Annotated in this window: 15 protein-coding genes; 7 read left to right on the top strand and 8 right to left on the bottom strand. The window is 63.3% G+C overall.

What is annotated here, in order from left to right:
• Nucleotides 1-5: 5 nt before the first annotated feature.
• On the bottom strand, nucleotides 6-1463 hold the full coding sequence (locus MC381_RS00750) for an aminotransferase-like domain-containing protein (RefSeq protein ID WP_251975807.1): 1458 nt from the start codon (nucleotides 1461-1463) through the stop codon (nucleotides 6-8).
• A gap of 174 nt (nucleotides 1464-1637) precedes the next feature.
• Here MC381_RS00750 and MC381_RS00745 point away from each other — a divergent pair, with 174 nt between their 5' ends.
• Nucleotides 1638-3065 (top strand): APC family permease, encoded by a 1428-nt coding sequence (locus MC381_RS00745; protein ID WP_251975806.1) that lies wholly within the window; start codon nucleotides 1638-1640, stop codon nucleotides 3063-3065.
• A gap of 104 nt (nucleotides 3066-3169) precedes the next feature.
• Entirely contained in the window at nucleotides 3170-4447 is a 1278-nt protein-coding gene (gene gabT, locus MC381_RS00740; protein ID WP_251975805.1) for a 4-aminobutyrate--2-oxoglutarate transaminase, read from the top strand.
• Between the two features lie 78 nt (nucleotides 4448-4525).
• Here gabT and MC381_RS00735 read toward each other — a convergent pair whose 3' ends face one another.
• Nucleotides 4526-4993 (bottom strand): GNAT family N-acetyltransferase, encoded by a 468-nt coding sequence (locus MC381_RS00735; RefSeq protein ID WP_251975804.1) that lies wholly within the window; start codon nucleotides 4991-4993, stop codon nucleotides 4526-4528.
• 179 nt (nucleotides 4994-5172) lie between these two features.
• On the opposite strand from MC381_RS00735, the gene MC381_RS00730 reads away from it, so the two are divergent.
• Complete coding sequence (locus tag MC381_RS00730; RefSeq protein WP_251975803.1) at nucleotides 5173-6141, top strand: threo-3-hydroxy-L-aspartate ammonia-lyase; 969 nt, start codon at nucleotides 5173-5175, stop codon at nucleotides 6139-6141.
• 40 nt (nucleotides 6142-6181) lie between these two features.
• Here the strand turns inward: MC381_RS00730 and MC381_RS00725 are convergent, their stop codons facing one another.
• Both MC381_RS00725 and exaC read right to left on the bottom strand, forming a co-directional pair.
• Complete coding sequence (locus tag MC381_RS00725; RefSeq protein ID WP_251975802.1) at nucleotides 6182-6490, bottom strand: hypothetical protein; 309 nt, start codon at nucleotides 6488-6490, stop codon at nucleotides 6182-6184.
• Nucleotides 6491-6625: 135 nt separating this feature from the next.
• A complete protein-coding gene (exaC, locus tag MC381_RS00720; protein WP_251975801.1) occupies nucleotides 6626-8146 on the bottom strand; it encodes an acetaldehyde dehydrogenase ExaC in 1521 nt (506 codons plus the stop codon).
• Between the two features lie 187 nt (nucleotides 8147-8333).
• Between exaC and MC381_RS00715 the strand changes: the two genes are divergently transcribed.
• The gene (locus MC381_RS00715; RefSeq protein WP_251975800.1) at nucleotides 8334-8753 is read left to right on the top strand and encodes a hypothetical protein; all 420 of its coding nucleotides are present in this window, start codon (nucleotides 8334-8336) and stop codon (nucleotides 8751-8753) included.
• Between the two features lie 188 nt (nucleotides 8754-8941).
• On the opposite strand, the gene MC381_RS00710 is transcribed toward MC381_RS00715, so the two are convergent.
• The 4 genes from MC381_RS00710 to glyQ form a co-directional block, all read right to left on the bottom strand.
• Nucleotides 8942-11023: an AsmA family protein gene (locus tag MC381_RS00710; RefSeq protein ID WP_251975799.1), complete on the bottom strand. Its 2082-nt coding sequence runs from the start codon at nucleotides 11021-11023 to the stop codon at nucleotides 8942-8944.
• A gap of 132 nt (nucleotides 11024-11155) precedes the next feature.
• Nucleotides 11156-11713: a D-glycero-beta-D-manno-heptose 1,7-bisphosphate 7-phosphatase gene (gene gmhB, locus MC381_RS00705; protein ID WP_251975798.1), complete on the bottom strand. Its 558-nt coding sequence runs from the start codon at nucleotides 11711-11713 to the stop codon at nucleotides 11156-11158.
• 367 nt (nucleotides 11714-12080) lie between these two features.
• Complete coding sequence (gene glyS / locus MC381_RS00700) at nucleotides 12081-14147, bottom strand: glycine--tRNA ligase subunit beta (RefSeq protein WP_251975797.1); 2067 nt, start codon at nucleotides 14145-14147, stop codon at nucleotides 12081-12083.
• A gap of 2 nt (nucleotides 14148-14149) precedes the next feature.
• Nucleotides 14150-15112 carry a glycine--tRNA ligase subunit alpha gene (glyQ, locus tag MC381_RS00695; RefSeq protein WP_251975796.1) on the bottom strand — a complete coding sequence of 321 codons (963 nt, stop codon included), beginning with the start codon at nucleotides 15110-15112 and terminating at the stop codon, nucleotides 14150-14152.
• Nucleotides 15113-15271: 159 nt separating this feature from the next.
• On the opposite strand from glyQ, the gene rfaD reads away from it, so the two are divergent.
• The 3 genes from rfaD (at nucleotide 15272) to MC381_RS00680 (ending at nucleotide 18228) form a co-directional block, all read left to right on the top strand.
• The gene (gene rfaD / locus MC381_RS00690) at nucleotides 15272-16231 is read left to right on the top strand and encodes an ADP-glyceromanno-heptose 6-epimerase (protein WP_251975795.1); all 960 of its coding nucleotides are present in this window, start codon (nucleotides 15272-15274) and stop codon (nucleotides 16229-16231) included.
• The gene (gene waaF, locus MC381_RS00685; protein ID WP_251975794.1) at nucleotides 16224-17258 is read left to right on the top strand and encodes a lipopolysaccharide heptosyltransferase II; all 1035 of its coding nucleotides are present in this window, start codon (nucleotides 16224-16226) and stop codon (nucleotides 17256-17258) included. The genes rfaD and waaF overlap by 8 nt, the downstream gene beginning before the upstream one ends.
• Nucleotides 17259-17325: 67 nt before the next feature.
• A complete protein-coding gene (locus MC381_RS00680) occupies nucleotides 17326-18228 on the top strand; it encodes a glycosyltransferase family A protein (RefSeq protein ID WP_251975793.1) in 903 nt (300 codons plus the stop codon).
• The last annotated feature ends 1 nt before the right edge of the window (nucleotide 18229 follow it).

Here is an 18229-nt window from a genome sequence, read left to right as displayed (position 1 = left end):
CGGTTCTAGAGGGCGCCGCCACGTCGCCGCTGGCGCTGCACGAACTCGCGAATCCCACGCGCCAGCAGCCGTCCCTGACGCTCGAGCGTCTCGCCCTCGATCATGCCGATGCCCAGAATCAGCCCACGGCGCGGGTCGCCGGCCGCGCAGACGCGACTCAGTGGACGGGCAACCAGGTGATGATGCGTCAGCAGGTACTGCGACAGACGCTCATCGTCGAGATCGGCATCGAGCTGCAGGCTCAGGCTGATGTTGCCGCTCGGGGGGGACAGCGCGCACACCCCTGGCAGGCCGCTCAGCAGGCGATGCAGTCGCTGTTGACGCTCCAGATAGGCGCGCGACATGCGCCGGCACCAGGTATCCAGATCGCCCTCGGCGATGAAGGTGGCCAGTACGGCCTGGTCGAGCAGACGCCCTTCGCGAAAGATTTCGCTGCGCAAACGATTGACGGCGGCGCTGATGCCGCGGGGCACGACCAGATAGCCGAGACGCAGACCGGGAAACATCAGCTTCGAAAAAGAGCCGATCAACACGTGATTTGACGTGTCGGGTGTGAACAGCAGATCAGGGGCATGGCCGTTGCCAAACTCATAGTCATCCTCGAGGATCCAGGTCGGCGACAGACGTTCGGCGAGGTCGCGTTTGTGGGCGCTCACTGTGTGATAGCCCATCGGGTAGTGATGCGAACCGGTGAAATAGAGTAGCCGGGGCTGGGCCGGCGGTAGCGGAGAGACATAGCCGGTGGCGGGTTGCCAGATGGCATGATCCAGCGTCAGACCGCTGCCCATGAACACGTTGCGCGCGCCCCAGTAGAATGGTGAATCCATGACCACCCGGTCGCCGTGGTCGGCCAGCGCCAGCGTGCATAGCTGCATGCCGTGGTGGGCGCCTTCAGTGATGATGATCTGGTCCAGCTCGCAGCGGATGCCTCTCCAGCGCTCCAGGAAGTCGGCGATCGCCCGCTTGAGCGGACCATAGCCGCCGGAGGAGTAGGAGAGCATCAGCGTATTGTGCGGTGCCGTGATGCGTGAGTAGAGGTGGCGCCACTTGGCGATCGGAAAATGCATGATATCCGGGACGCCGGGCACGAAGGCGCCACTCTGGATATGGCTGGCGCCGACCTCGGCGAGGACCGCATCGGCACGCGCGGACAGTGCGGGGGCGGAGGTCGACGGTACACTCGATACCAGTGCCTTGCGTACCCAAGTGCCGCGGCCATGATCGGTCAGCAGATAGCCCTGCTGCTGCAGCGTGTCGATGGCACCGGCGAGCGTATTGCGGGCGACGCCGAGATGACGGCAGAGCGCCCGGTGTCCCGGCAGGCGCTGGCCGTTGTGCCAGGAGGTCTCGATCAGCTCGCGCAGGGCCTGCTCGAGGCGGCAGCGCTTGCTCAACGGATCCGCCTGGGCGCGATAGCGGCGTTCGATCTGTGCCAGTAGGGCCGGCGTGGATTGTTCGGTCATGAGGCACTCCCGACGACCATCAGCAGGGGCTTCCGGTGGGCAGACCGGACGGGAAAGGTGGTCCAGTCTACCGCCGAAGTGGTCTAGTCGCATCGCCGCCTTTTGGTGATAGCGTGGCCTCAGGGTCGTATGACTCGCGCGACCCTCCAAGAATAACCTGATGAGCGCCCTGCTATGTCCCAATCTGCCCAACCCCCTCAATTCGTGCGGGTTCTTGCCCGTACCGATGTCCTCGCCCTGGCGTTCGGCGCCATGATCGGCTGGGGCTGGATCGTGCTCACCGGTGGTGCCATTCTCGATGGCGGCAGCCTGGGAGCCATGATCGCTTTCGTGATCGGCGGTATTGCCGTGCTGTTGGTCGGTCTGACCTATGCGGAGTTGGCCTCGGCCATGCCTCAGGTCGGCGGCGAGCATGTCTACAGCTATCGTGCGCTGGGCCATGCCGCCTCTTTCGTGTGTACCTGGAGCATCGTGCTGGGCTATGTAAGCGTCGCCTCTTTCGAGGCGGTCGCCTTGCCTACCGTGTTCGAACACCTCTTCCCCGGCTATGCGGTCGGTGATCTGTGGACCGTCGCCGGCTGGGACGTCAAGGCGACCTGGGTTGCTGTCGGCGTGGCCGGCTCGCTGGCGATGATGGTGATCAACTATCTTGGGATCTCCACGGCGGCGCTGTTGCAGAAGGTCGTGACCTGCCTGATCCTGGTTGCCGGCGTGATGTTCGTGACCGGCTCGTTATTCACCGGTGACAGCGCCAACATGCAGCCGCTGTTCGCCAGCGGCGAGCATGGTGCCCTGGGCGGCATTACCGCGGTATTGATCCTGGTGCCGTTTCTGTTCGTCGGCTTTGACGTGATTCCTCAGGCGGCCGAAGAGATCGATCTGCCGTTTCGCGATATCGGCAAGGTCCTGGTGCTGTCGGTGCTGATGGCGGTCGCCTGGTACACGTTGATCGTGCTCGGCACCAGCCTGATGCTCGATGATGCCGCGCTTGGCAGCGCCGCGCTGAGTGTGCCGGCGGCGATGGAGGTGGTCTTCGGTGGTGCATGGGCTGGCAACCTGATGGTGCTGGCTGGTATCGCCGGGATCATCACCAGCTGGAACGCCTTTTATATTGGGGGTTCCCGCGCGATCTATGCGCTCGCCCACTCCGGCATGCTGCCGGCGTTCCTGGGTAAGTTGCATCCGCGCTACAAGACGCCGACCAACGCGATCATCCTGATTGGTGTGCTCTCCACGCTGGCACCGTTCTTTGGCCGCCCGGCGCTGGTCTGGCTGGTCGATGCCGGCGGGCTGGGCATCGTGCTGGCCTATCTGTTCGTTGCGCTGTCGTTCCTGGTCCTGCGACTGCGCGAACCCGATATGCCACGTCCCTACCTCGTCCGTAGCGGCAAGCTGGTTGGCGTGCTGGCGACATTGTTGTCTCTGGGCATGGCCTGTCTCTATCTGCCGGGTAGCCCGTCGGCGTTGACGGCGACCGAGTGGTGGATCTTCGGCGTCTGGATGCTGGGTGGATTGGGGCTGTACGGATGGGCTCGCCGGCACTACGGTCGAGAGATGGGCGACCGCATTATCCGTGGCGCCTACACCGACACCGAGTCCTGAGCGCACGAGAGCGATTTCATGGCGCGCCGCCTGCCGACCTCGACGACGACGCGCAATTCAAGCCAGCGGCACCGCGAGTGCCGCGTCACGAGGAGCATTCGTCAATGACCAACGCAGAACTCAACGAACTCAAGCAGCGCTACGTCGCGAGCGGCGCCGCCAGCCCGGCGACGGAGTTCGCTGCCCGTGCGGAAAACGCCGAGCTGTGGGATGAGGACGGCAAGCGCTTCATCGACTTCGCCGGCGGGATCGGCGTGCTCAATATCGGCCACCGTCATCCCAAGGTGGTGGCGGCCGTCAAGGCGCAGCTGGATAAGGTCATGCACACCTGCCAGACGGTGATGCCCTACGAGGGCTACGTCCGCGTCGCCCAGAAGCTGAGCGAAGTCACGCCGGTCCGTGGCCATGCCAAGGTGATGCTGGCGAACTCCGGTGCCGAGGCGCTGGAGAACGCGGTCAAGGTGGCGCGTGCCGCGACCGGCCGTTCGAGCGTGATCTGCTTCACCGGCGGCTATCACGGGCGGACCTTCATGACCATGGCGATGAACGGCAAGGTGGCCCCGTACCGCAACGATTTTGGTCCGATGCCGGGGCAGGTCTATCGCGCGGCCTATCCGGTGCCGTCTCTCGGCGTCAGCGAAGAGGACGCGCTACGTAGCCTGAAGATGACGCTGAAGACCGATGCTAACCCGCGGGACACGGCGGCGATCGTGCTCGAGCCGGTGCTGGGCGAGGGGGGATTTCACGCCGCGCCGGCCAGCTTCCTGACGGCGGTTCGCGAGATCTGCGACGAGCACGGTATCCTGCTGATCGTCGACGAGGTGCAATCGGGCTTCGGGCGCACCGGCAAGCTGTTCGCGATCGAGCACAGCGGCGTCGAGCCGGACATCATGACCATGGCCAAGAGCATGGCGGATGGCATGCCGATCTCTGCCGTGGTGGGGACCGACAAGGTGATGGACGCTTCCGGCGGCAACTCGCTCGGTGGCACCTACACCGGTAGCCCCGTCTCCTGTGCGGCCGTGCTGGCCGTGCTGGAAGTCTTCGAGGAGGAGCGCATTCTCGACCAGAGCCTCGCGCTGGGCGAGAAGCTGAAGGGGCGCTTCGACCAGTGGCAGCGGGATTACGCGAGCGTCGCCAACGTTCGCAACCTCGGCGCGATGGCGGCGTTCGATCTGGTTACCGACACGTCAAGCGGCGAACCGAATGCCGAACTGGCCGCCAAGCTCTGCAAGACGGCTCGCGAACGCGGCCTGATCCTGCTCTCCTGCGGTCTCTACGCCAACACCATTCGCTTCTTGATGCCTGTCACCATCAGCGACGAGGTGCTGAACGAAGGGCTGGATCTGATCGAGTCGATGCTGAGCGAATTCGGCGCCTGAAATCGACGCGACCGTCGACATCGGGTGAGCCGATGATCGAACCGACGCCGGCAACGGCGTCGGTTTTTTCATGTCCGCTCATCGGGGAGCGGCCGCGCGATGCATGTCGACATGCGGGATGCCATCTTCCCGATAGACCTCGCTCGTCGGCACAAAGCCGTGGCGGCCGTAATAGCGCTGTAGATGGGCCTGCGCCGAGAGCCTGGCGTCCCGCCCCGGCCAGTGTGTTTCGATCCGCGTCAGCGCGGCGCGCAGCAGGGCGTGACCGAGCCCACCGCCGCGATGATCGGCGTGAATCGCTACCCGACCGATCGCCACGGGTTCATCGAGTGTCGCCGGCACCAGCAGGCGTAGCGTGGCCACGAGGGTGTCGGGGGTTCGTACCTCGAGATGGTGGGTCGAGGGTAGCAGATCGCGGCCATCCAGCTCAGGATACGGGCAGCGCTGTTCGACGACGAAAATCGCCTCGCGCAGGGCGAGCAGATCGTAGAGCCCGCGAGGATCGAGCGTCGGACCCGTGCTCCAGCGCCAGTCGTATGCTTCCATCTGTCTCTTTCCTCGTTGGTTCACTGGCGTCATGATCGTCGATCCGCCCGTGCCGGCCAAGGCCGGGTATCGGCTGTTGGCGATCGTCGTCAGCAGGACGACACCGGCATCACTGCCCGGCCGTTCCAGATCGACGGTCGGGCGATTGCCCAGGACCATTCGAGGAGACCAAAGACGCCATGACCCGCCTGGCTATCGACTATGACGACGTCGCGGCGGCACACCGCCGACTCGAAGGTATCGCGCATCACACGCCGGTGCTGCACTCGACCACGGCCGATGCCAGCACTGGCGCGAGGCTCTATTTCAAGGCAGAGCATCTTCAACGTGTCGGTGCATTCAAGTTCCGCGGCGGCTACAACGCGGTCAGCCTGCTTGGCGAGGCGCAGAAGCGAGCCGGTGTCATTGCGTTTTCCTCCGGCAATCACGCCCAGGCGATCGCGCTGTCTGCGCGTCTTCATGGCACGCGAGCCGTCATCGTGATGCCCGAGGATGCGCCCGAGATCAAGATCGCGGCCACGCGGGGCTATGGCGCCGAGGTCGTTCTCTACGACCGCTACACGCAGGATCGCGAAGCACTCGGCAGGGCGCTGGCCGAAGCCGAAGGGCTGGCACTGATACCGCCCTACAATCACCCCCACGTGATGGCGGGGCAGGGCACGGCGGCCAAGGAACTGTTTGACGACGTCGGTGAACTCGACACCCTTTTCGTACCGCTGGGCGGCGGGGGGCTGCTCTCCGGCTGTGCCACGGTGGCCCGAGCGCGCTATCCCGGCTGTCGCATCATCGGGGTGGAGCCCGAGGCCGGCAACGATGCGCAGCAGAGCCTGCGACGCGGCGAGATCGTGTCGATTGCCACGCCGCATACGATCGCCGACGGTGCCCAGACGCCGGCGCTGGGAGACCTTACCTTTCCGGTGATTCGCGAGCGGGTCGATGACATCGTGACGGTCAGCGATGCCCGGCTCGTCGAGGCGATGGCCTTTATGGCCTCGCGGTTGAAGCAGATCATCGAGCCGACCGGGTGTCTCGGGGTGGCGGCGGCGTTTCAGGCCGGCGAGAAGCTGGCGGGGCACCGCGTGGGTGTGATGCTTTCCGGTGGCAACATCGATCTCCCACGCTTCGCGGCACTCGTACACGGTCGCTGAGGCAGCCAGGCGGCTGAATCGCTTGGCGGGCGTCGGGAGGTCAGTTTGCGGGAGCGTGCGTCGTGAGCAGGCGGTCGGCAATCTCGCGCCACTCTTCGTCGAGGCTCTGGTCGGGCATATCGCGACCGGCCCGGCGATACCAGTAGCCGGCATTGCCGAGGTCTCCCTCCCAGCGGTGCAGGTAGGCGTGAACCCAGGCGGCTTCTCGGCTGGAGGCGGTGTCTACCTGGCCGTGCGCGCGGGCCCACTCGGAACGTCCGGCCCACCAGAGCGCGCGTAACTCGCGGCCCAGCGTCCGGGGCGGTGCCGGTTGATCAAGACTGGCAATGAAGGACTTCAGATCGGTCATGGCTCACCTCGGGCTTGTGGCTTCTGGTTGAGCGTGTCTCCGACAGTGTAGAAGAGACTACCTGACGTGCGCCTCGCCGGTCTGGTCGAGGCGCGCGTCAGGCTTCAGTCTCGATAGCGCAATGGCTGAAGGTGATCAGAAGAAGCCCATGGGGTTGATGTCGTAGCTGATCAACAGGTTCTTGGTCTGCTGATAGTGTTCGAGCACCATCTTGTGGGTTTCACGACCGACTCCGGATTTCTTGTAACCCCCGAAGGCGGCGTGAGCGGGATACTGGTGGTAGCAGTTGGTCCAGACACGGCCCGCCTGGATACCGCGCCCCATGCGGTAGGCGCGATTGATATCACGGGTCCAGACACCGGCGCCGAGCCCGAACTCGGTATCGTTGGCGATGGCCAACGCCTCGGCTTCGTCCTTGAAAGTCGTCACCGAAACCACCGGGCCGAAGATCTCCTCCTGGAAAACGCGCATCTTGTTGTTACCCTTGAGCAGCGTCGGCTGAATGTAGTAGCCGCGGGCGAGTTCCTCTCCGAGCGTCTCGCGTTCGCCGCCGGCGAGGAACTCCGCGCCTTCGTCGCGGGCGACATCCATGTAGGACATGATCTTGTCGAACTGCTCTTGAGAGGCCTGGGCGCCAACTTGGGTATCGGTGTCCAGCGGATGGCCCCGCTTGATCGTCTTGACCCGCTCAACCACGCGCGCCATGAAGGCATCGTAGATGCTCTCCTGAACTAGTGCTCGCGAGGGGCAGGTGCAAACTTCGCCCTGGTTGAGAAATCCCATCACCACGCCTTCGGCACACTTGTCGATGAACTCGGACTCCGCGTTCATGATGTCCTCGAAGTAGATGTTCGGCGATTTACCGCCGAGCTCTACCGTCGAGGGAATGATGTTCTCGGCGGCACACTTCATGATGTGCGAACCGATCGGCGTCGAGCCCGTGAAGGCGATCTTGGCGATGCGCTTGCTGCTGGCCAGCGCCTGGCCGGCCTCTTCGCCGAAACCGTTGACGATATTCAGCACGCCCTTGGGCAGGAGATCGTGGATGACCTCAATTACCTTGAAGATCGAGACGGGCGTCTGCTCTGCCGGCTTGAGTACGACGCAGTTGCCGGCCGCCAGCGCCGGCGCCAACTTCCAGGTCGCCATCAGGATGGGGAAGTTCCAGGGAATGATCTGGCCCACCACGCCGAGCGGTTCGTGGAAGTGGTAGGAGGCCGTGTGCTCGTCGATCTCGGCAGTCGTCCCTTCCTGGGCACGAATGCAGCCGGCGAAGTAGCGGAAATGATCGATGGCCAGCGGAATATCCGCTGCCAGTGTCTCGCGGACGGCCTTGCCGTTGTCCCAGGTCTCGGCGACGGCCAGCGTCTCGAGATTCTGCTCCAAACGATCGGCGATCTTCAAAAGCAGGTTCGCTCTCTCCTGGACGGACGTCTTGCCCCAGGCCGGTGCCGCGCGGTGAGCCGCATCCAGGGCGAGATCGATATCCTTCTGGCTGGAGCGTGCCACCTCACAGAACACCTCGCCCGTGACCGGGGTGATGTTCTCGAAATAACGCCCGTCGCGCGGCGGGATCCACTCGCCGCCGATATAGTTGTCATAACGCTGCTCGAAGCTGACGAGGGCATCCGGGGTGTTGGGGTTGGCGTAGCGCATGCTGATCTCTCCCGGGGCATAGGCCCCTAACGCAGAACTTTCGATCACTCTGGCGCCGACGCCGGCGCTTCGCCATTACGCTTTAGGAGGCCCTGCGGCGATTCGACCAATGGCGAACAGTCAACGGAAGTTACAGAGTTAGACTGTACCTTTCGGTCCCATCACCGTGTCAGGAGGCAGCATTCTCATGTCCGCTCAAGAGAAATACGCCCAGGTGTCAGCGTCTTCGCCCCGCGACAACGACTGCTGCGAGATGAGTGCCATCAACCTGCTCGACGACAGCGTTTCCACCCAGCGGGAGGTGCAGGAGCGCAACGTGTTGCAGCTCTATCTACTGACCGTCCAGGTCCGTGCCCTGATGGATGTCGCCTGTCGGCAGGGACATTCGTCATTCCTCTCCGAACGGCTGCGCTACCACACCGAGCAGCTGGGCGATCAGTTCTCCACCTTAGCCAAGAAGCACAAAGGGGCGACGTTTACACGTCACTTCTATCACCAGCAGCAGCAGAAGTTCGATGCTGAAATCGAGAAGCTGATTCAGGCCCTGGATGCGCTCGGCAAGCAGTACGACGATAATCGAAATGCCGAGGCGACGGCCGCAGACTGAGACGTTGGCTCTCGAGTTTGCCAACGGCGGCGAGCCACCGGGAAAGATGTTGCCCGGTGGCGGTCCGGTTGATCGGCTACCTCATGTTTCACGTGAAACAGGCGACATGACATCTCCTGCATTCACGATAGCGCCCCCGCCCTCGCCAGGGGCATGCACGGTCATCAAGTTGGTGGATTGCCGTCTCCTCACTCGGTTTCCAGCTGACTCAGGAAGTCATTGCATGGAGTCGTCTCGTCGGTGCTCGGGGAGACCAGCGCAAGCAGTCCGGCGGCCGGTGCCGCGACGGTCCCCAGGAAGGCACCGACAGCCCCGCGGGTCAGCAGCGAGCCGGTATCGACGCCGGGTGACGGGTTCTTGAACGTACCCCGTACGTAAAGGGGGGATCGCAGCGTAAAAATGCGAGCGCCCTTACTCTCCGGCTCGACGGTCAGATCGAGTGTCTCATCGCCCAGATTGACCGTTCCGGATATGCGGACCAGCGCGTTCTCGGTATCGATCACAAAGAATCGGGTCCGCGCGATACCCTTTTCGACTTCAAGATGGGTCGCGGCACAATGGATATCGACCTGCTCGTCACCAAATAGCTGTCCGATCAGATAGTTACCGACATTGAGGCCGGCCAGCTCCATCAGATTCTGACTGATTCGGCCGTCACTGATCAGCATCTGCAGGTTGCCGTTGCTGGAGCCCAGAACCGAGGCCACGGAATTGCCGCTACCGCTCAGGGTCGCATCGCCATTCAGTTCACCCTGGCTCTCATCCATCATGTCGACGTCGGGAAACAGCTGGCCAAGACGCAGGCGACGTATGTGCATATCGACCCGGCTCTGCATCGGTGTCTGACTTCCGTCGAGCCGCAGCGTGGTATTGAGATCGCCGCCGGCGACGCCGAATCGAAGCGGATCGAGCAGAATTTCGCCATCGTTCAGCGTCACGTGTGTATAGAGATCTTCCAACGGCAGCGAGTTGCCATGTTCGATCCGCTCCGCCGTGAAGGTGACATCAGCATCCATGGTGCGCCATTGCGCCGTCTGAAATTCGCTGACGGGCAATAACTTGTCGGCCGGCTGCGTGCGGCTTTCGTCCTGTGTTTCCTCGTTGGAGGGCGAAGTGGTTTCATTGCTGTCCGCGCCGATCAACGGCGCGAGATCGGCAAATCGCAGCTGGTTCGAGATGACCTCGCCGGTCAGCGAAGGACGCGGCTCTCCCATACGGTAGGTCAGATGACCATGGATGTCGCTCTCGCCGATTTCGCCGTCGAAGTCATCGTAGGTGAATACCAGCGCCTCCTGCGTGTCGAGGTTGGCGGTCAGATGGCCGCGGGTAGCATAGGCTGGCGTCTCGGGCAGGGTGACACCGAGGATGTCGTAGAGATCCCCCAGACTGCGTCCGGAAAGGCCGAGGTCGAGATTCAGCTGCTTCGGTGATAACGGGTCGGTCAAGGTGCCGCTAATGTCGACTTGTGTACCACCGGCTTCGAGCGAGGCCTGCAGCGGGTAGGGGGCACCCGGTGAGCGCAGTGCGGCGAGCCCGCCTAGACGCCCCGAGCCGGTCACCGGCTGATGCTGATAGGTGCCTTCGACCTGCCAGCCGAACCGGTAGTCGACGACCGGTTGATCGGCGACGGCCTCGACGCCCTGGCGATCGGTCAGCTCGTCGAAGGCGATCGGTTCACCCAGCAGTTCCAGTGAGGCATTGATGTCGGCTGCCAGCGTGGCATCACGATAGTCGATGTCGATCGGATCGAAATCGAGCGTGCCAACGTCCACTGTCCATCCGCTCTGGCTATCTTCGTTTCCGGCGCCTTCCTCTTTGGTCACGTTATCTTCCCCGGTGAGATCGAACGTCCAGTTATTGTTGCCATCTTCCACCCGCACCAGCGAGGCCTGGGCGCCTCGCAATGTGATGGCCGGAAGCGACAGCCTGCGATCTAGTAGTGGGAGAGGGGCGAAACTGATGGAAAGTGCCTCGGCATTGACCAGATCGGTGTCGGTGAGGGCCGCCGGGCTACCGATGCGGAGACGTTCGGCGTGCAGCTGGAGCCAGGGTACCCAGCGGCGCCAACCACTGTCGCCAGAAGGCCACTGCCATCCGATATCGAGATCGCCGCTGATGGCGACCTCACGCCCCAGTGTGGCAGAGGCACGTTCCTCGATTTGCGGCTTCAGGCCATTCCAGTCATAGAAGGCCACGACCGCAAAAGGCGCGGCGAGGAGAATCAGTAGAACGGCCAGCGCGCCGAGGCCGATCTTCTTTCCGAGTGTCATGAGGTTGATCCCGTCCCTTGGGCTTGTGCTCCAAGGATAGACGAGGTGACGTTTTGCCTCCTTCGCCTTTCGGGTAGTCGCCATGTTTCACGTGAAACAGCACAGTCACCACGACGGGGCCGCCAAGGCACGTCAGTCAGAGGCGCTGAGCAGCCGTGTGGCGAAGTGATGGAGGTCGTCGCAGATCCAGGTCTCGGTGAAGCGCCGGTCCAGCTTGTCCCGCGTTGCCTTCCCATTGCCGGTAAGTACGAGCGCGGTTCGGCAGTGCGCGGCTAGACCAGCCTCAAGATCTCGCAGGCTGTCGCCGACCATCCAGCACGGTACGGCATTCCGGTCGACCGCCGAAAGTATCCGCTCCAGCATGCCGGGATTGGGTTTGCGGCAGCGACACCCGGCATCCGGCAGGTGGGGGCAGTATTCGATGCGCTCGAGCTGACCGCCAGCGGCCTCGACCTTGGCAACCAGCAGACGATGGATCTGCGAAAGAGTTTGCGTGTCGTAGTATCCGCGTCCGATGCCTGACTGGTTGGTGGCTACCGCGACGCGCCAGCCGGCTTGTGAAAGCCGTGCGATCGCCTCTATGGCGCCGGGCAGCACCTGCCACTCGTCGACAGATTTGATATAGGCATCCGAATCGCGATTGATGACGCCGTCGCGGTCGAGTATGACGATTCCGGGTTCGTTGGGCATGGTCGGTCCATCTGGAGAATAGGGCCGAGACGCATTATCCCGGTCGGCGTCGGGGTTGGCAAAGCAGGCGGTTTAGTGGGAGACCGTATGAGAGCGGGGCGTCGACGGCCAAGTCAGCTCGGCTAAGTCAGTTCGGGAATCGCACTGGGTAGATCGTCGCAGATAGTGGGGTGGGGGATAGAACCATACCTTTTGAGCCGGAACCCCGGCGTAAATGTTTCACGTGGAACACTGGGCTTCTTCAAGGGGGAGGTGGCTCCCTAACGGTATGGCGGCCCAAAGACGGTTCTTGAAATGCAAACACCCGGTCGTGGCCGGGTGTTTGGTGGCGACAGTCGCCAGGGTGGTTTCACGTGAAACCACAGGATTACTGCTGCAGTTCGGCGATGTCCGCGACTTCGAGGAACAGTGCCTGAAGGCTTGCCAGCAGCGCGAGGCGGTTGGCACGCATCGCTTCATCGTCGACCGCGACCATGACTTCGTCGAAGAAGCGATCCACCGGCGCACGCAGCGTGGCCAGAATGTCGAGTGCTTCCGCGTAGGCCGCCTCGCGAAACAGCGGTTCGACCTGCTGACGGCAGTCGGCAACGGCATTGGCCAGCGCGATCTCGGCATCCTCGACGAGGCGCTCGCTTTCGACGGCAGTGCGGCCGTCGTGAGACTGCTTGGCCAGGATATTCGAGACACGCTTATTGGCGGCGGCGAGGGCAGCGGCCTCTTCGCGCTGCTCGAAGCGGTGCACGGCGTGCAGGCGACGGGCAAAGTCGAGCGGGCGAGTCACGGGGCGCGCACGCACGGCGAGATAGACCGAGACTGGCAGCCCTTCGTCCTGCGCCCAGGCACGGAAGCGGTCGAGCATGTAGGCAAGAACGTCGTCGACTAACCCTTCGGCCTTGGGGAGGTCCCGGTGCTGGGACGCTGCCAGTTCCAGAAGCTCGCGCAGGTCGAGGTTCAGCTCGCCCTTGATCAGGATATTGAGTACGCCGATCGTCGCCCGACGTAACGCGAACGGGTCCTTGGCGCCGGTTGGGCGCTGGCCGATACCGAAGATCCCGGTGAGGGTGTCGAGTCGGTCGGCGAGCGCGATGGCCAGGCCCGTGGCGGTCTGCGGAATGGCATCGCCGGCGAAGCGGGGTAGATACTGCTCGTGCAGCGCCTCGGCGACGGCTTCCGGCTCGCCGTCATGGCGCGCGTAGTAGGTGCCCATGATGCCTTGAAGCTCGGGGAACTCGAGCACCATCTCGGTGACCAGATCGCATTTGGCCAGCTGGGCGGCACGCGCGGCAGCCGTGCTGTCGCCGTCGATTTTCTCAGCGATGAAGCGGGCAATGACCTCGCTGCGCGCGGCCTTGTCGGCCAGCGTGCCCAGCTGCTGCTGGAAGACGACGTTTTCCAGCGATTGTCGACGCGACTCCAGCGTCTGTTTGCGATCGGTCTCGTAGAAGAAGGCCGCATCCGCCAGACGGGGGCGGATCACCTTTTCGTTGCCGTAGATCACTTGCTGGGGGTCATCGCTTTCGATGTTGGCGAGGGTGATGAACTGCGGCTTGAGGTTGCCGGCGTCATCGAGCAGGTGGAAGTACTTCTGATTGGCCTTCATCGAAGAGATCAGGCATTCGGCCGGCACTTCCAGGAAGCGCTCGTCGAAGCTGCCGGTCAGCGCGACCGGCCATTCGACCAGGCCGTTGACCTCCTCGAGCAGGTCCTCGTCGATGACGGCCTGGCCACCATGCACCTCGGCCTCCGCCAGCACCTGTTCGCGAATGCGTTCGCGCCGGCGTTCGAGATCGACCAGGACATAGGCGTTTTCGAGCGCCGATTCGTAGTCGCCCGCATGGGCCAGCTCGATGGGTTCGGGCGCATGGAAGCGGTGACCGCGGGTGGTGCGTCCTGCGTCGAGCCCCAGTACGCTGGCGGGCACGACCTGATCGCCATGTAGCAGTACCAGCCAGTGCACCGGGCGAGAGAACTCGAGGCGCGATGCGCCCCAGCGCATGTTCTTGGGCACGGGTAGCGCATGAACGGCATCGGCGATGATACCGGGCAGCAGTTGGTCGACTGCCTCGCCCGTCTGCTGCTCGCGGTAGCCGAGCCAGGTGCCCTTGTCGGTTTCCAGGTGGATGAGTTCCTCGACACTGACGCCGCAGGAACGTGCAAACCCCTCGGCGGCCTTGGTGGGCTGGCCGTCCTTGAAGGCGGCCGCCAGTGCCGGGCCGCGTTTCTCGACTTCCCGGTCGGGTTGCTTGTCGGCAAGCGACTCGATATGCACGGCCAGACGACGCGGAGAGGCAAGGGCGCGGGCCTCGTCGAAAGCGACCCCGGCGGTCTCCAGACCTTTGACGACGCCGTCGCGCAGCGCCGTCGCGAGCTGGCTCAGGGCACTCGGCGGCAGCTCTTCGACGCCCAGTTCGATCAGTAGGGTATTGGCTGCCATGCTCATGCGTCTCCCTGATTGGCTTCGGTGGTCTTGGACAGCAGTTCGCGGCGCAGCGCTTCCGGCGCCATGGGGAAGCCCGCCGCTTCGCGCGAGGCGTAGTAGGCATGGGCGACATCCCGCGCCAGCGTGCGCACCCGCAGGATGTAGCGTTGGCGTTCGGTCACCGAGATGGCGTGGCGTGCGTCCAGCAGGTTGAAGGTGTGCGACGCCTTGAGGACCTGTTCGTACGCGGGCAGCGGCAGGTTGGCCTCGAGCAGCTTGTTGCACTCGGCCTCGCAATGATCGAAGGCCTCGAACAGATAGGGAACGTCGGCGTGCTCGAAGTTGTAGGCCGACTGCTCGCGCTCGTTCTGCAGATAGACATCGGCATAGGTAACGCGGGTGCCATCCGGGGCGATCGTCCAGACCAGGTCATAGACGCTGTCGACATCCTGCAGGTACATGGCAATACGCTCGAGCCCGTAGGTCAGCTCGCCGGTCACCGGGAAGCACTCGAGGCCGCCGGCCTGCTGGAAGTAGGTGAACTGGGTCACCTCCATGCCGTTGAGCCAGACTTCCCAGCCCAGGCCCCAGGCGCCGAGCGTGGGCGACTCCCAGTTATCCTCGACGAAACGGATGTCGTGAACCTTCGGATCGATGCCGAGCCGCTCCAGCGAGCCGATATAGAGATCCTGCAGATCCTTCGGCGAGGGCTTCATCACCACCTGGAACTGATAATAGTGCTGCAGGCGATTGGGGTTCTCGCCGTAGCGGCCGTCGGTCGGACGCCGTGACGGCTGGACGTAGGCGGCGTTCCAGCTTTCCGGGCCGATCGAGCGCAGGAAGGTCGCCGGGTGAAAGGTGCCCGCGCCGACTTCCATGTCGAGAGGCTGGAGCACCACACAGCCCTTTTCTGCCCAGTATTGCTGCAGGGCGAGGATCAGCCCCTGAAAGGTTTTCGCATCTGCCGTCGACTCTGTCATTGACTGCGTACCGTTGCCCATGAATTCGTGAGCCGCCAAGTATACAATTACCGCCTAATCGGTTATAGGCACCGTCACGAATCCACCTCGGGCCGAGTCTCGGGATGCATCCAGGACGCGCCGAGATATCTGGCCGAGTCGAGACAAGAGGAAAGCGACATGATCGTAGTCACCGGCGGCGCCGGCTTCATCGGGGCCAATCTGGTCAAGGCACTCAACGCGCGCGGCCATCTGGACGTCATGGTCGTCGACGATCTCAGCGATGGCACCAAGTTCGTCAATCTGGCCGACTGCACCCTGGGAGACTATCTCGACAAGGATGATTTCCTGGCACGCGTGAAAGCCGCGCTGCGCGGCGAGATCGGTGCCGGTTTGCCGCCGATCGAGGCGATCTTCCATGAGGGGGCCTGCTCCGATACCACGGAGTGGGACGGCCGCTTCATGCTGGAGAACAATTTCGAGTACTCCAAGGTATTGCTCGAGTACTGCCAGGCCAAGCGCATCCCGTTTCTTTATGCATCTTCCGCTGCCACCTACGGCGGCAGCGAGGTCTTCGTCGAGGATCCCGCGCACGAGAAACCGCTCAACGTCTACGGCTATTCCAAGCTGCTGTTCGATCAGTACGTGCGGGCTCGCTGGGACACCTTCGACAGCCAGGTCGTCGGTTTTCGTTACTTCAACGTCTATGGGCCGCGCGAGCAGCACAAGGGCAAGATGGCGAGTGTTGCCTACCATCATCACACCCAGGTGCAGCGCGGCGAGAACCCCAAGCTTTTCGGCGCCTGGGACGGTTATGAAGCCGGCATGCAGAGCCGGGACTTCGTCTATGTCGGCGATGTCGTCGACGTCAATCTCTGGTTCCTCGACAACCCCGACGTTTCCGGCATCTACAACCTCGGTACCGGTCGCGCCGAGCCGTTCAAGGCGATCGCCGAGACCGCGATCGAGTTCTACGGAAAAGGGGACATCGAGTACATCGACTTTCCCGACGAGCTCAAGGGGCGCTATCAGAGCTACACGCGCGCCGATATCGGCCGCCTGCGCGAAGCCGGCTACACGGCGGAGTTCAAGACCGTGCGCGAGGGTGTCCTGGCCTATCTGGAATGGCTGAATGGCTGAAGCCGCCGCCGCCATGCGCGAGACCACCTCGCCATCGCCGCGAATCCTGGTCGTCGGCCCTTCCTGGGTGGGCGACATGGTCATGGCGCAGAGTCTGTTCATCACCCTCAAGGCGCGTCATCCCGGTGCCTTCCTCGGGGTGGTCGCGCCGGGCTGGTCGCTGCCGATTCTCGAGCGCATGCCGGAGGTCGACGAGGCGATCGCGCTCGACGTGAAACATGGCGAGTTCGGGTGGCAGACGCGCCGTGCCGTCGCCCGCTCGCTGAAAGGGCGATACGATCACGCCATCGTGCTGCCACGTTCGCTGAAGTCGGCGCTGGTGCCGTTTCTCGCGCGGATTCCGCGGCGTACCGGCTTCACTGGCGAGCAGCGCTTCGTGCTGCTTAACGAGCGGCGCAGGCTCGACAAGAGCGTGCTCGATCAGACCGTCAAGCGGTTCGTCGCGCTTGGCCTGGACGCACGAGCGGCGACGAGCGGCGAGTTTCCGACGCCCCACCCGCGGCTGCGCGTCGACGGCGAGCGGCAGGTCGCGCTACGTGCCGAGCTGGCGCTCGGCGATCGCCCGGCCATCGGCATGATGCCCGGTGCGGAGTATGGGCCGGCCAAGCAGTGGCCGCTCGAGTATTTCCGCGAACTGGCCGAGTCATTGATCGCGCGCGGGTATGCCGTCTGGGTGATGGGCGGTCCCAAGGATGCCGAGGCCGGCGGTACCATCACCGCCGAGCTTGAACACGCGCACAACCTGTGCGGCAAGACGAAGCTGGCGGATGCGGTCGATCTGCTGGCCGCTTGTGAACAGGTCGTGACCAACGACTCCGGTCTGATGCACGTGGCTGCCGCCGTGGGCACGCGGATCCAGGCGCTGTACGGCTCGTCGTCGCCGGCCTACACGCCGCCGCTGACCGACAATGCCGATATCCACTATCTGGCGCTCTCCTGTTCGCCCTGTTTCGAGCGTCACTGCCCGCTGGGGCACCGCAACTGTCTGAAGCAGATACGTCCCGAAAGCCTCGCCGAGGCCATTTAAGCCGAATGCCAGCCTGCGCGATGCTGGCACGCGAGCCATGTTCCTCGCGCCAACCACGAGAGCCGATATGGCAATATTGACCAAGAAGCGGAAGCGAAAGTTAAGGGCGGCGTGTTACCTGCTTCATTATCGGCTCAAGAATCTAGGCTCCCGCCGGCGCGTGCCGGGTAGTGGAAATCGATTGATCCTCTCTCTCACGACACATCCGCCGCGTATCGATCAGGTCTACGCGACACTCGAGTCACTGTGCGAGCAGACGCTCGATGCCTTTGATGTCCATCTCTACCTCTCCAGAAAGGACGCAGACACGATCGGCGAGTTGCCGAGCTCGCTGGACCGGCTGCAGCGTAGAGGTGTCGAGATCGTGATCAGCGATGAGGATTACCGCTCGTATGACAAGCTACTCCACGCGCTGAAGCGTTATCCCGATGCCACCATCATTACTGCCGATGATGACATGATGTACCCGCGTGACTGGGCGAGGCGACTGCTCGAGGGCAGTCGGCGCCACCCTGGCAGTATTATCTGTCATCGCGGGCACATGTTATGCGAGAGCTCGCCGGGCTCCGGCACGATCTCTTATCAGGTCGTGAAAAGCCGCAAGGACTCGCGGGCGACATCGCCGAACCTGGCGCTCATGCCAACTGGTAGCGGTGGCGTGCTGTATCCGCCGGGCGTGCTTGATCCTGTTGTCTTCGACACGGAAGCGTTCCGTAAACTGGCGCCGAACGCGGACGATATTTGGTTCAAGATGGCGTCGCTGAAAGCGGGCACGCGCTGTGTCAGAATCAATGCCAAGAATGTCGATTTTCTGCCGACCCCGGTAGCCGGGGAATCGGCATTGCATGAAGACAACATCAAGCGGGGAGGCAATGACAGACAGTTTGCCAACTGTCTTGAGTATTTCCCGGAACTCAAGCCGTTGATATTCGAATCTTCGGTGTCTGTGAGTCAGGCGCCGGCTCCTTGAT

Source organism: Salinicola avicenniae, assembly GCF_023736115.1.
Classification (GTDB): domain Bacteria; phylum Pseudomonadota; class Gammaproteobacteria; order Pseudomonadales; family Halomonadaceae; genus Salinicola; species Salinicola avicenniae.
The sequence above is the reverse complement of the archived record's forward strand: the minus strand, read 5'-3'. Positions and strand labels throughout refer to the sequence as shown.